Source organism: Halomonas sp. RT37 (assembly GCF_040070525.1).
Classification (GTDB): Bacteria; Pseudomonadota; Gammaproteobacteria; order Pseudomonadales; family Halomonadaceae; genus Halomonas; species Halomonas litopenaei.
In genome coordinates, this window is record NZ_CP098827.1 from 4,532,340 (window position 1) to 4,546,046 (window position 13,707).

9 protein-coding genes are annotated in these 13,707 nt (G+C 66.5%); 2 read left to right on the forward strand and 7 right to left on the reverse strand.

Annotation, left to right across the window (positions count from 1 at the left end; genetic code table 11):
- On the forward strand, positions 1–819 hold the full coding sequence (thiM, locus tag NFG58_RS19795) for a hydroxyethylthiazole kinase (RefSeq protein ID WP_348827202.1): 819 nt from the start codon (positions 1–3) through the stop codon (positions 817–819).
- A 39-nt stretch (positions 820–858) separates the two neighbouring features.
- Complete coding sequence (gene thiE, locus NFG58_RS19800) at positions 859–1,521, forward strand: thiamine phosphate synthase (protein ID WP_301271164.1); 663 nt, start codon at positions 859–861, stop codon at positions 1,519–1,521.
- A 46-nt stretch (positions 1,522–1,567) separates the two neighbouring features.
- Here thiE and NFG58_RS19805 read toward each other — a convergent pair whose 3' ends face one another.
- The 7 genes from NFG58_RS19805 to NFG58_RS19835 form a co-directional block, all read right to left on the reverse strand.
- Positions 1,568–2,131 carry a cytochrome b/b6 domain-containing protein gene (locus NFG58_RS19805; RefSeq protein ID WP_348827203.1) on the reverse strand — a complete coding sequence of 188 codons (564 nt, stop codon included), beginning with the start codon at positions 2,129–2,131 and terminating at the stop codon, positions 1,568–1,570.
- Positions 2,132–2,332: 201 nt separating this feature from the next.
- Positions 2,333–3,208, reverse strand: coding sequence for a DMT family transporter (locus NFG58_RS19810; protein WP_045993504.1), 876 nt, complete (start codon positions 3,206–3,208; stop codon positions 2,333–2,335).
- Between the two features lie 241 nt (positions 3,209–3,449).
- Positions 3,450–4,982 (reverse strand): D-alanyl-D-alanine carboxypeptidase, encoded by a 1,533-nt coding sequence (locus NFG58_RS19815; RefSeq protein ID WP_348827204.1) that lies wholly within the window; start codon positions 4,980–4,982, stop codon positions 3,450–3,452.
- Positions 4,983–5,190: 208 nt separating this feature from the next.
- On the reverse strand, positions 5,191–8,061 hold the full coding sequence (locus NFG58_RS19820) for an HD domain-containing phosphohydrolase (RefSeq protein WP_348827205.1): 2,871 nt from the start codon (positions 8,059–8,061) through the stop codon (positions 5,191–5,193).
- Positions 8,062–8,201: 140 nt separating this feature from the next.
- Positions 8,202–11,051: an HD domain-containing phosphohydrolase gene (locus tag NFG58_RS19825; protein ID WP_348827206.1), complete on the reverse strand. Its 2,850-nt coding sequence runs from the start codon at positions 11,049–11,051 to the stop codon at positions 8,202–8,204.
- Positions 11,052–11,211: 160 nt separating this feature from the next.
- Entirely contained in the window at positions 11,212–11,973 is a 762-nt protein-coding gene (locus NFG58_RS19830; protein WP_108448658.1) for a sulfite exporter TauE/SafE family protein, read from the reverse strand.
- A gap of 273 nt (positions 11,974–12,246) precedes the next feature.
- The gene (locus NFG58_RS19835) at positions 12,247–13,584 is read right to left on the reverse strand and encodes a VOC family protein (RefSeq protein WP_348827207.1); all 1,338 of its coding nucleotides are present in this window, start codon (positions 13,582–13,584) and stop codon (positions 12,247–12,249) included.
- Positions 13,585–13,707 lie beyond the last annotated feature (123 nt).

A 13,707-nucleotide genomic window follows, 5' to 3' on the forward strand; every position in this document is an offset into this window, starting at 1 on the left:
ATGACGACAACACTCACCGGCGCCGACATCGGCGCACGGCTGACCCGGCTTCGCCAGGCGGCGCCGCTGGTCCATAGCCTGACCAACTACGTGGCCATGAACAGCGCCGCCAATGTGCTGCTGGCCGTGGGCGCTTCACCGGCCATGGTCCATGCGCGTGAGGAAGCGGCCGAGTTCGCGGCATTGGCCGACGCTGTGCTGATCAATATCGGTACGCTCTCGCCTCACTGGGTCGAGGCCATGATCGAGGCTGCCACCAGTGCCGGCGAGCACCAGACCCCCTGGGTGCTCGACCCCGTCGCCGTTGGCGCCACCGCCTATCGGCGAGAGTCGGCCGCCAGGCTGCTGGACTTGAGGCCCAGCGTCATTCGCGGCAACGCCTCGGAGATCATCGCCCTGGCCGAGGACGGTCTTGGCGGGCGCGGCGTCGACTCCACTGCCGCCAGCGACGACGCCGTGCAGGCGGCCGTCGCCCTGGCCCGGCGCCAGGAGGCGGTGGTAGCGGTAACCGGTGAGGTCGATCTGGTCACCGACGGCCGGCGGCTGGTGCGCGTGCCCGGTGGACACCCGCTGATGCCCCGCGTGACGGCGCTGGGCTGCGCCCTGTCCGGTGTGGTCGCGGCCTTTCTCGCCGCCGATCAGGATCCGCTGGTCGCCACCTGCGCGGCCCTGGCCTGCTATGGCGAAGCCGGCAGTCGCGCCGGCCGCACCGCCCAGGGTCCTGGCAGCTTCGCCGTCGCCTTTGTCGACGCCTTGCATCAGCTCAATCCCGAGACGCTGTTACGGCGAGAACCTCTCGCCATCGAGTCTCTCGACTGACCCGACCGCCCTACCCGATTCATGTACCAGGAGCCCCTCGTGACCCACTCTCCTCGACGCCTTGATGCGCGCCTGTTCGACCCCCGCAGCCTTCGCCTCTATCTGGTCACCGACCCCGGGCTGTGCGCATCCATGGGGATTGAAGCGACGGTGGAGGCGGCGGTACGCGGCGGAGTCAGCCTGGTGCAGCTACGTGACAAGACCGCCAGCGATGACGAACTGGTGCAACTGGCGCGCCGACTGAAACCGGCGCTGGCCGAACACGGGGTTCCTCTGGTCATCAATGACCGTGTCCAGGTCGCGCTAAAGGCACAGGTCGACGGCGTGCATCTGGGGCAGGACGACGGCGACGTGGGCGAAGCCCGCCGCCTGCTTGGCGAGACGGCGATCATCGGCCTATCGGTGCAGCACCCCGACCAGCTGTCGCGCCTGGATGTCCAGGCACTGGACTACCTGGGACTCGGACCGGTATTCGCCACGCCGACCAAGAGCGACCACGCCACGCCGCTGGGCTTCGATGGTCTTGCCTCGCTGGTGGCGGCGAGCCCGCTGCCCAGCGTGGCCATCGGCGGGCTCAAGCGCGAGCACGCCTCGGCGGTGCGTCAAAGCGGCGCCGATGGCATGGCCGTGGTCTCCGCCATCTGCGGCCAGGCGGACCCGGCGTGCGCCGCGAGGGACCTGCTGACGGCCTGGGAAGGCTGAACCGGCCTGGGAGCCCGGCCAGGCAGCCCACCGCCGAACGCGACCCTCAGACGCGAGGCCTGACCCTTCGACGCCCATGGACCATTGCGGCGATCAGGTTGTCGCCCAGTCGTCGCCCCTCCAGGATGGCACCGCCCACGTGCAACGGCACCAGACACAGTACCGCCGTGGCGAGGCCCTCGTGCAGCTCCTCCATCCAGTGCACATCGTGGAAACGCTCGGTGTGCACCATCAAGATGCCGGTGGTACCGAGCCCCACCAGCAAGGCCAGCATCAGCAACATCATCACCGCCCCCAGCGGGCTATGGGTGATGCGCTGAGGGGAACTGTTTTCCTTTGCTTCCTGTGCTGCGGCCTGTCTCTTGAGCGCCGCTCCAAGGCGCGAGGGTGTCGGCCGGAAGCTCGACCAGCGCACCGACCAGGGCCCCACCAGCCCCCAGACGACACGCAGCCCTATCAGCCCCATCAGGGTGTAGCCGATATAACGATGTGGGCCAATTTCGGCGTAATTGAGGGCAACCCCCAGCACCAGCGCCCAGTGAAAGACGCGAACCAACGGGTCCCACACCTTGATCTGCCGGCTTTTTGAATGTGACGGAATCGATGCCATCGTCCTGCTCCCTGAAGGTGATACGCCTTGTCGCGTAACAGGCAGCCTGACGGCAGCAACTTAAGGCAAGCTTAGGCGCTGTCCGAAAAGTCGACGAGCGCAGGCACTTTTCAGACAAGCCCTAGGACGGCAAGCGCCTCCCCCCAAGGCGACGTGATGTCGGTCAACCTCCTGGTCCTTCCATCCGATCAAGCGCCCAGCTCAGGCCGAAGGGCGCCGCTTGAGGCTGGTGCGCCCCTCCTGGTAGGCGATCGCCAGGCCGCTGGCGATGATCAGGGTGCCGCCGATCAGCACCCCGAGATCCGGCACCTCGTCCCAGATCATCCAGCCGAGCAGGACCGCCCACAGCATGGCGGTATAGTCGAAGGGGGCGGCGATAGCGGCCGGAGCGTGACGAAAGGCCAGGGTAATAAAGGCGGTAGCGCCGACCCCGAGCACCCCGGACATGAGAAAGGCCGGCCAATGCTCCAGCGCCGGCGCCTGCCATACCAGCGGCAGGGCGACGCCAGTCACCACAAAGGGCACCAGGGTCATGTAGAACACCATCGCCCACAGGTGCTCGCGGGCGCCGTAGCGCCGAGCGGTGATCATCATCAAGGCATAGAACACCGCCGCCCCGAGCATCGACAGAGCACCCAGCGAGATGCCTTCACTGCCTGGACGCACGATCACCAATACACCGGCAAAGCCCACCAGCGACGCCAGCACCACCGGCACGCTCACCCGCTCGCCCAGCAGCGGGACCGACAGCAGGCTGACAAACAGCGGCGCGGCGAAGGCGATGGCGGTGCCCTCGGCGAGCGGCATCATCGTCAGCCCCAGCACGAAGCAACCCATGGTGCCGGTATAGATCAGACCACGGATCAGATGCACCCCCGGGCGTCGGGTCGACAGGGTGCGCAGGCCTCCCCCCTGGTGTGCCAGCAGCATGATCAACGGCAACGACACCAGGGTGCGAAAGAAGATGATCTGCAACGGCGAATGCACCTCGCCGAGCCACTTGGAAATGGCGTCACCGAGCGCCAGGCACAGCACGCCAAGACACATGAACCCGATACCCTTGAACGATGACCCCATGCTCTCCTCCCTGTCCGCAGCCGCTGATGGCAAGTGGCTCACGATCACCACTTACCTGACCCAAAAACGAACCCCGCCGGCACGGGGCCGACGGGGGTAACAGGGACAACGTTAGGGGGCGAACGCTTCGCTGGCAAGAACAGACGCACCAGAACTGTGCACTGGTGTATGCCATGCAGCAAAAGGCCCGCCGGAGGCGGGCCTTGTCGGAGAACGACGTGAAGGTGGCGCGAACTGACGCTTAGAGGCTGGCCTGAACGACCATGCAGTCCATGCCCTGCTGCAGCAGTCGCCGACAGGCCGAACGGGCCTGGCCTTCCTGCAGGTCCACCACCCGGGCACGGTAGATGTTGGCATTGTCGGCTCGCGCCACCGCTACCCGGGCGTGGGCCATCTCGCCCGCCAGACGATCGGCCGCCTGGCTGGCCTGGCTGCGCGCGCTGTCCATGTCGCTGAACGCCCCCACCTGGACCCCCCAGTCGCCGGTCTGCGCGATGGTGCTGTTCGCATTCGCGCTGGTGGTGTTCGTGCTGGCCGCGCTGGACGGCGCGCTCGACACGGCACTCGACACAGGGCTGGGCTCAGGCCTCGCCGCTGCCGCGTCGGGCACCGAGGCCGCCACCGGAATCGATGCCAGGGCGGGTGCCGAGGCACTCGGCTGGTCGATCAGGTTGCGCAGCGGGTCGGGACCGGACGAAGAACGACGCGAATCGGAGATGATCGGGGCGGCGGACTCGAAGCGCACCGGCGCTGTCGCCGACTGACGGCTGGCCAGTGTCGGCGTGGCCGGACGCACCACGGTCTCGACCCGTGACGGCCGCACCGCGGTCGATGGCACCTGAGCGACACGGCTCGGCGTCGGCGCAGAGATCAACCCACGCTGGCGAGGCGCCATCAGTTCACCACCGGAGACGTCGGTATTGGCAAGGAAACCACGGCCGTCGACCAGCGAAGCCCGCAGGAAGCCACGGTCGAGCAGGCTCATCATCTGCTCATCACGGGAAGCGGCGGTGTAGCCGCCCATGACCACCGCCACCATGCGCCGTCCATTGCGGGTCGCAGAGGTCGCCACATTGAAGCCGGAGGCGCGAATGAAGCCGGTCTTGAGACCATCGGTACCCGGGTACTTGGTCAGCAGACGGTTGTGACCGGTGTGACGAGTGCCACGCCAGGTGAACTCGGTAAGAGAGAAGTAGGGGTAGTACTGGGGGAAGTCCAGCATCAGACGACGCGCCAGGATGACCATGTCCCGCGCCGTGGTGACCTGGCCGGAGTTGGGCAGGCCCGAAGCGTTGCGGAAGGTGGTGTTGTTCATGCCCAGGCTGCGCGCCTTGCGGGTCATCATGTCGGCGAAGTGTGATTCAGTTCCGCCCAGGGACTCGGCCACCACCACCGCCACGTCATTGGCGGAGCGCACGACCAACGCCTGGATGGCCTTCTCCACCGGGATGCTGTCACCGGGCTTGAGCCACAGCTTGGTCGCCGGCATCGAGGCCGCATGGGAAGAGACCGGCAGCGGCTGGCCCAGACTCATGGTACGACCGTCCAGAGCCTCGAACAGCATATAAAGGGTCATCATCTTGGTCAGTGAGGCCGGATAGCGGCGCTCATCGGCGTTTTCCGCGTACAGGATCTCATGACTCTCGGCGTCCACCACGATGCCTGCGTAGCGCGGGTTGCCTGCCTGGGCGGACTGCACCACCATCAGACAGGTCACCACCAGCGCGACCAGCATCGTCAGCGAACGCCACCCGGAATTCCTTGTGGTCACCATTTATCCAAACCCCTGCGATTTCCAGACTGCACTGACGGCATTATGACCCACTTGACCGGCCTGTACAGGCCAAATTGGCGAGCGTTCACCATCATTCTCGGCATTATATAGACCATTTCGGGCGAACTAGCCGTTCATGCAGGCGCCTTTGTCGTCGTCCACTTGGGCAAAAGCCGGGGCGGGCCTACTCCTGCGCGCTTGCGTCAGGTCAAACTCCCGCACGGGCCAGCAGCGCCTCGGTATCAACGCTATCACGCTGGGCCGGCGTCAAGAAGCGTTCGGCGTAGTCGCTGTAGATCCGCTGCTCCAGCATCAGCCGGAAGATCTCGGGGTCCAGATGGCCCTCCCGCACCATGTCGGCCAGCGTCGCCAGTGCCCGGGAAAGGGTCATGGCCGACTTGTAGGGGCGGTCCGCGGCGGTCAAGGCCTCGAACACGTCCGCCATCACCATGACCCGCTCCTCGAGGCTGGCGTCCTTCATCGCCAGTCGGCGTGGATAACCGGTACCGTCCATGCGCTCGTGATGATTGCCGGCGATGGCCGGGACCCGACGCAGGTGCGCGGGCCAGGGCAGCGCCTCGAGCATCATGATGGTCTGGACCACGTGCTCCTGGATGCGGAATCGCTCGACCTCGTTGAGGGTGCCGCGGGACACCCTGAGATTGAAAAGCTCGCCCTGATGGCCGGCCAATTCACTGGGCCGCATGTCGAAACGCCAGACATTTTCGGGGTCGTCCGGCGCCACCGCCGGGCGAGAGCGGTGCCAGGGAATCTCGTGACGTGGCAGGTCGGCCAACAGACGCTCCTCCGCGGGCAGCCTGCGCAGGGGTTCGCGGGACATGCGCTTGAGCTCATCTCGCGATACCCCGAGCCGATCATCGAAGTGCCGCCACCAGCGCCACTCGGCGATGACGGTCAGGCGCTCCAGCAGCTCATCGCTGATGGCCTCGCCCCCCCGATTGGCCTCGGCCACGCATTCGAAGGCTGCGATCAGCTCCTGCTGTCGCGCATGGCGCCGTCGCTCCAGCGTCACCGGATCGCCACCGTGGGCGCGCCCCTGCCAGTAGTCCACGTCGGCATCGCGCCACAGCACCTCGAAGCGGGTGCGAATCTCATGGATACGGTCGTAGCGGGCCTCGAGCTTGGTGGCCTTTTCCATTACCTCGTCGGGGATCGCCAGCTTGCCGCAGTCATGCAGCCAGGCCGCCAGATGGAAGGCGCTGCGGCGGGTCGCGTCGAAGTGAGTCTCGGCGTATACCCCGTGCTCGCTGCGATCGATGCCCTCGACGATCATCTCCGCCAGTACCGGCACTCGCGAGCAGTGGCTTCCGGTATGCGGCGACTTGGCGTCGATGGCATGGGCCACCAGCTGGACGATGCCCTCCAGTAGACGCGCCTCACCGCGCAGCAGTCGCCTCAGGTCGATGGCCACCGCTGCCGCCGCCGACACTTCGGCGACGAAGGCACGCCAGTGAGCGTCGTCATCGTCCAGCGAGCGCCGCGCCAACGCCAGCAGACCCAGCGTCGCTCCCTCCCGGTTACGCAGCGGCTGCAACAGATAGCCCGCCGCCTCAAAGCGCTCGATCAGCGCCTCGAGCTCGGCCTCGGAGCCTTCCTGCAGTCGCAGCTCCCGACTCCGGGGGTCCGCATCGGGGTCCCTCGCCTCCCCCTCCCTGGCGATCCGGGCGAAGCGTCCCTCGTCCTGTTCATCGGCCAGGTAGATGGCCCCGGCGCGACTGCCGGTGCCGCGCAGCAGATCCTCGAGGATGCTGGTCAGCATGCGATCCAGGCGTGGCTCGCTGTTGAGCACCCGGGTGATGCGTCCAAAGCCCTCGATACCACGCGCCAGCCGGCGCAGTGCCACACTGAGCCCGCGCACCTCGGTCACCCGCGAGCCGACACCGTCGCAGGCGGAAAAATCGTAGCGCCCGAGCGCCTCGACCTGTCCGGACAACTCCCGCAGCGGACGCCCCAGTCGTCGTCCCAGCAGCACCCCCAGCGGCAACAAGGCCAGCGTCACGATCCCCGCCAACAACGAACTCTCCAGCATCATCTGGCGCACATCGGTGGTCAGCTCGTCTTCCGGGACCGCTGCAATCAGCCGCGTGGCCTCACCCCCCAGGGTGACAAAGGGCAGCACCAGCCCCCACCACTGGCGACCGTCATGGGACAACCGCCGCGGTGGCTGGTCGACGTTCGTGGTCAACAATTGCGCCAGCACCGGCATGGTCAGATCCTCGAAAGAGGACAATTGGCGGGCGTTGCCGGGCCCAGGATCCAGTGAGGCGTCCAGGGTAGTCGCCAGCGCCTGGCCAGAGGCGGTAACTACCGCCATGCGCGTCTGCGGCGTCAACCGCAGGTCATCCAGGCCGATGCCAAGGTCCCGCGAGGCGACATCCAGGCCGACCACGGCGTCACCGCTGCGGCGCGCCATGCTGATGCCGATTTCGCCAGTGTTGAAAAACACATAGGGAGCGGTCAGGAAAGGAGCGTCACCCTCGGGCGCCTGCTGAAACCAGGGACGGCTGCGCGGATCGAAGAAGTACTGGTCGAGTCGCTCGCGCCCGAGCGGGGCAAGCGATGGATCGAACAGATGCCATTCACTCTGCGGTGGCTGGCCAGGGCGTGCATCCACCACCAGCGCCAGGTAGGCCGCGTCCTGGCCGCCGCTATCGACCAGGTCGGGACGCTTGCTCTCCAGCATGCGATCCACCGCGCGAAACATCAGGAAGTCGCCGCTGCCATAGCCGATGTAGACGGCGTCGACCAGTCGATGGGCTTCCAGCGCCGCCCTCATCAGCGGCAACGCTGCCAGCCGGCCGTCCCAGTCGTCGGCCTCGCCCGGGGCCCCGTTGGCCAGCATGTCGATGGCCACCCGTGCCGGCCTCACCAGCGCCTGGGTGCGCGCCTCCAGGGTGTCGACCAGCTGAGCCGAGGTCTCTTCCAGGGTCGCCCCCAGCGTGCGCTGGGACTGGTGCCAGGAGAACCCCAGCAGCGCCACCTCCATCACCACCATCACCCCGACGATAACGATACCGATCAGCCACTGCACCGGAATGACGAGACGATGGCGGTACATGGTCGGACCTCTCGTGGCGAGGCAAACGGGACTTTCAAGCGTGACGAAACGCCCTAAGCCGAAAGGGGTAGCGCTCTCTCCACTATATGTGCAGATCTGCAGACGCGTATCCCGAACACAGCGGCAGGCTCCACGTTAGGTCAACGCCGAGCTCGGGCCCGGATGGCATCGATATCGACCTGGTCGATCTGTCGGTCGGCCACAAAGGTATCGGCGTAGCGCCGCCACACGCCGCTATCCAGCAGCAACTCGAAGACCGCCGGGTCCAGGTGGCCGTCCTTGACCATGTCGGCCAGGATCTCCAGCGCGCGGGACAGTGGCAGGCCATTCTTGTAGGGACGATCGGAGGCGGTCAGCGCCTCGAACACATCCGCCAGCGCCATGATCCGCTCTTCCAGGCTGGCCTCGCCGAGTCGCAGCCGCCGCGGATACCCCTGTCCGTCCATGCGCTCATGGTGATTGCCGGCGATCTCCGGCACTCGCTTCAGGTGAGCGGGCCAGGGCAGAGACTCGAGCATGATGATGGTCTGGATCACGTGCTCCTGCATGCGGAAGCGTTCGACGTCGTTGAGCGTGCCCCGGGCGATGCACAGGTTGTAGAGCTCCCCCTGATGCTCCGCCAGGGACGGCGGCTCCATCGAAAAGCCCCAGTGATTGTCGGGGTCCTCGGGATGCACCGGGGGACAGGGACGCTGCCAGGCAATGCGATGACGGGGCAGATCGGCAAGCAGACGTTCTTCTGCAGGCAAGGCGCGACGGGGTTCTTCGGCCATGTTGTCCAGTTCGGCCCGCGACAGCCCGAGGCGGTCATCGAAGTAACGCAGCCAGCGCCACTCGCCGATGGTCTTCAAGCGCTGGCAGTCGGCCTCGCCCATCGCCTCGCGGCCATGGTTGGCCTCGGCGACGCAGGCGAAGGCTTCCTGCAGCTCCTGGCGCCGACGCTGCAGTACCTGGTCAAGCTTTGTTGCCTCGCCCCCCTGGGCGATGGCACGCCAGTAATCGAGTTCAGCGTCTCGCCACAGCACCTCGAAACGGGTCCGGATCTCGTGGATCCGGTTGTAACGGGTCTCGAGCTTGGTGGCCTTCTCCATGATGTGGTCTGGGGTGGTCAGCTTGCCGCAGTCGTGCAGCCAGGCCGCCAGGTGGAAGGTGGCGCGCTCTTCCTCGCTGAGGTGAACCGCAGCAAAAGGGCCCTGGCGCGCCCGATCCACTTCATCGATCAGCATCTCCGCCAGTTGCGGCACCCGGGTACAGTGTCCCCCGGTGTGGGGTGACTTGGCATCGGTGGCCCTGGCGACCAGCTGAATCATGGCGTCCAGCAGACGCGCCTCGCCCTCGAGCAGGCGGCGCATGTCGATGGCCACCGCCGCCACCGATGACACCTCGGCGACGAAGGTGCGCCACTGGTCATCATCCTGACCACCGTCCCGGTGCGCCAGCAGCAGTATCCCGAGACGCTTGCCGGCGCGGTCGCGCAGCGACTGCACCAGATACCCTTGCGCCTCCAGTGCTCGCCGCACCTCCAGCAGAGGGCCCGAGTCCTGGTCGACCTCGAGCGTCGCCGGCAAAGGGGCATCGCCCCACCCCTGACCCGCCTCGGCGACCGGCGACAGGCGGCCTGAACTGTCCTCGTTGGCCAGATAGATGACCCCGTGGTGGCTGCCGGTGACGTTCAACAGCTCATCGAGGATGCCGTCGAGCATCACGTCGAGCCGGCGCTCGCGTCCCAGCATGCGATTGATGCGCCGAAACTCGCCGACGCGATGCACCAGAGTGTCCAGCGCACCGGACAGGTGAGCCACCTCGCGCACCCGGGAGTCGACCCCTCGATAGGCATCGAGGTCGAACTCGGAGATGGTCCGTACCTGCTCGCCCAGTTCGCGCAGTGGGCGCCCGAGTCGGCGACCCAGCAGGATGCCGAGTGGCACCATCAGCGTCACCAGCCCCAGCGACAGCAACAGACGGTGCCACAGGGATTCACGCAGGCTCGCCATCAGCTCCCGCTCCGGCATGGCCACCAGCAGCCAGGCCAGTCGACTGCCGAGCATGTCGAAGGGCAGCGCCAGCCCCCACCAGTACTGCTCACCACAGAAGTAACGGACCGGCGTCGCCAGCACCCCCTGATCCTTGAGCTCGATCAACGGCGCCTCGCCCAGATCCTCCAGCGAGGTCCCCGGCAACAGCGCCGCATCCTTGTCCGCGTTGTGGGCGAGCACATCGCCCTCGGGAGTAGTGATGGCCAGCAGTGACCCCTGGGTGGTGGCAAACGCATGGATTTCCTTGCCGAGATCCGCGGAGGTCATATCGATGCCAAGCACGGCGCGTCCGTCACGGGATCGCTGGGACAGGGTGACGCCCTGCTCACCGTTGGTGAAGAAGGTATAGGGCGCCGATAGCTGCGGGCCGTACTCGTCCAGCGCCTGACGAAACCAGGGGCGATCGCGCGGGTCCAGGCCGTGGCTCTCGATGGCGATGCGACGTAGCTCCCTCGCCTCATCGTCGAGTACCTGCCAGTAGCCAGCCATGCCTTGCCGCCTGTCGCCGTGCAGGATCAGCGCCAGGTAAGTGCCACCGGCCAGATTCAATGAGTCGGATACCGCCCCGGGCGACAGTCGCTCGATGGCGCGAACCATCAGAAAGTCGCCGTTGTCGGAGCCGATGTAGGCGCCTCCCAGCACCTCCTGGGCGTCGACCACCGCCGCCAGCATGGGCAGCAGATGATCGCTTCGGGCACTGTCGAAGTTCTCGATGCTCGTTTCTCTGCTCAGCACACCGAGCATCGCCCTGGAAGGTTCGATCAGCGAGCGGGTCTTGACCTCCACCGTCGCCGACAGCTGCTGGCTGGATCGCTCCAGCGCCTCGACCAGCGAGTCCCGAGCCTGATCCCACGACTGCCACAGCAGCAGACCGGCCATCATCAGCGTCATGCCGACGATGGAGGCGGCGATAAGCCATTGGATCGGGAGTTCACGGCGGGCAAATAGAGGCATTGAAGGACTCGAGGGTGGCAGTCGACCAGCAGTGACGACTACCTATCACTCTATGCCAATTCAGCCGCTCTGGAGCGGGGGGCAACTACCCCCTATGCACTACTTCGCCCACATCTTTCGTCTTGACCCTCACCCATGGCGGCCGTGCCTGCCCAGACGTTCAGGTCAGCAGCCGCGTCATGCCCAGCCACACCAGACGCAGCGACAGCGCGGTCAACACCACCCGGAATCCGGTGTCGAAACGCCGCTCCGACACGTGATGCAACAGGCGCAGTCCAAGCCAGGTGCCCAGCACCCCGACGCCGATCATCAGCAGGATCAACCACAGCCAGTCGGCGAACAGGAAACCGGCGACGCCGAAGACGAAGGCCTTGGTCAGGTGCTGGAAGGTCATGCAGGCGGCGAAGGTGGCCACCGTACCCTGGCGGGAGTTTCCGGTCTGCTTGACGAAGGCCGCCACCATGGGCCCACTGGCGCCGACAAAGCTGGACAACAGGGTAGTGACGGCGCCGGCGATCAGGGTGCCCAGGCGGCCCAGGGCGCGCTTGGGCAGTCCCGGCCCCCACAGGGTATAGAGCACAAAGGCGGCGATCGACAGCTCCAGCACCCCGCTGGGCAGGCGAATCAGCAGCCAGCCGGCCACCAGGGCGCCGACCAGGGCTCCGGGGACAAAGGTCGCCAGCAGCGGCCAGTGAACGTATCGCCAGCTCATGGCCAGGCGTCCGCCATTGGAGCCAAGCTGGACCATGCCATGCACCGGGATCAGTGCCGCCGCCGGCATCACCTGGGCCATGGTCATGATCAACAGGGTGCCGCCGCCCACGCCCAGCGACGCGCTGATCATCGAGGTGACACCGGACAGCAGGATCAGGCCGAGACTGACGAGGGGGGACAGCGGCGAGATGGCGGCGAGCCACTCCATGGCGACAAACTCCTGAGACAAGAAAAGCCAGAAGCTTACCTTTGTGTGCCACGGCTCGCACTCGCTGACGACCCGCCCGCCAGCATCGCCTCGCTGCCCGCAACGCCAACGCCAACGCCAACGCCAACGCCAACGCCAACGCCGATCGATCTTCCGGGCGGAAGATCGATCGGCGCGGGTACTTTCCGTGAAGGCAAGAGCCGTGACGACAGGATCAGCGATGGGCACATTCAGCGGCTGATACAGAGAGCAGGCTCAGGCCAATCATCAGGATCAGCGTTTCAGGCCAAGCGCCGCCAGGGATTCGCGCTCGCGGCGGGCGTAGAGCTCGAGTTCATCGCGCACCGAGGCCCCCAGCGCCGCCTCGAAGGCGTCACGGTTGGCGTTGCCCTGCCCCACCGCACTCTCCTCACCGCCCAGGTTGGACTGGAAGATGCCCGCCGCCGACACCGGCAGGAAGTCCTCGTAGGTCAGCGGCTCGGCCACCACCTTGCCGGCGGCGATCTGTACCTCCACAGAGGCGTCACCGTCGAACTCGTCTACCGCACGGTAGACGAAGTAGGCCAGACCCTCGCGGCGCAGGGTGGTCTCGTCATCGGGGAAGTCGGCGAAGACCTCGGCCAGGCGTGCCTGATGGGCGGCGTTGTCCAGCCCCTGGGTCGCCTTGCGGGCCTCGCCCAGCAAGCGGTCATACAGGGCGCGGCCCTTGGGTGTCAGCGCCACGCCACGCTGCTCGATCTCGCCGAAGCGGGCGGTATGGCTACCCTCGGCGTCACCGACGAAACGGGTGGTCTCTTCCAGCGCCTTGAAGCTGGTCTGACGCAGCAGGATCGGACAGGCGCGCCGGGGCGGGCCCTCGATCACCGCCTTGGGCGTCATGCCATGCTCGGGCATCCGGCGCTGGGCCTCGTCGATGTCCAGGGTACGCGGGGTCAGATGGTTGATGTGCGGGCCACGGAAGGACACCACATCGGCGATCAAACGGTGGGCCGAGTGCAGCCGCTCGTAGGTGGCGCGGTCCACGGTGGCGTCCTGGTGCCAGCGGAAGGTCTCCAGGGCTTCGGCGACGAAGCGCTCGGCCTGTTCCTCGGTGAGGCCACCCTGCTGCTCGAAGGTGGCGATCAGTTCACGCACCCCCGGAGTGAAGATGTCGCGATTGGCCAGGATCTCGCTGGCCAGGGTGCGCAGCTCGACGTCCTCGATCAGCTCGAGGCGCAGCAGCGAGGTAAACAGGCGGAAGGGATTGCGTGCCAGGGCCTCGTCGGTGACCGGGCGAAAGGCGGTGGAGTGCACCGGCACCCCGGCCTCGGACAGGTCGTAGTAGCCCACAGGTAACATCCCCATCACCGCAAACAGGCGCCTCAGGGTGGCGAGTTCCTCGGCCGTGCCCACCCGGATCGCACCGTGACGCTCGACGCCCAGGCGAGCGTGCTCGCCGCTGGCCTCGAGCCGCTCGGCCAGCGCCGGATCAGCCTCGAGGGTCTGCCGATTCACCTGCTCGACCAGTGACAGCAGGGTGCCGTACTGGGGCACCTCGGCCTGGTACATGGCCGACATGGCAGAGGCAAAGCGGTCACGAATCTCGTCGGCGGTCACAAAGTCGGAAGACATCCGGGCTCCTATCGGTTGGCAGGCGGTGATGCCACCGATAAGACCAGAGCGGGGAGGCGGCGACAAACGAAAATTATCGCTGGTTGTATTCCTTCAAGGAATGCCACGGCGGTGGTCGCCGCC

Coding starts and splice junctions, on each gene's coding strand:
- NFG58_RS19835 (WP_348827207.1), bottom strand. CDS start 13,584: ATGTCTTCCGACTTTGTGACCGCCGACGAGATTCGTGACCGCTTTGCC.
- NFG58_RS19820 (WP_348827205.1), bottom strand. CDS start 8,061: ATGTACCGCCATCGTCTCGTCATTCCGGTGCAGTGGCTGATCGGTATC.
- NFG58_RS19810 (WP_045993504.1), bottom strand. CDS start 3,208: ATGGGGTCATCGTTCAAGGGTATCGGGTTCATGTGTCTTGGCGTGCTG.
- thiM (WP_348827202.1), top strand. CDS start 1: ATGACGACAACACTCACCGGCGCCGACATCGGCGCACGGCTGACCCGG.
- NFG58_RS19815 (WP_348827204.1), bottom strand. CDS start 4,982: ATGGTGACCACAAGGAATTCCGGGTGGCGTTCGCTGACGATGCTGGTC.
- NFG58_RS19830 (WP_108448658.1), bottom strand. CDS start 11,973: ATGGAGTGGCTCGCCGCCATCTCGCCGCTGTCCCCCCTCGTCAGTCTC.
- NFG58_RS19825 (WP_348827206.1), bottom strand. CDS start 11,051: ATGCCTCTATTTGCCCGCCGTGAACTCCCGATCCAATGGCTTATCGCC.
- NFG58_RS19805 (WP_348827203.1), bottom strand. CDS start 2,131: ATGGCATCGATTCCGTCACATTCAAAAAGCCGGCAGATCAAGGTGTGG.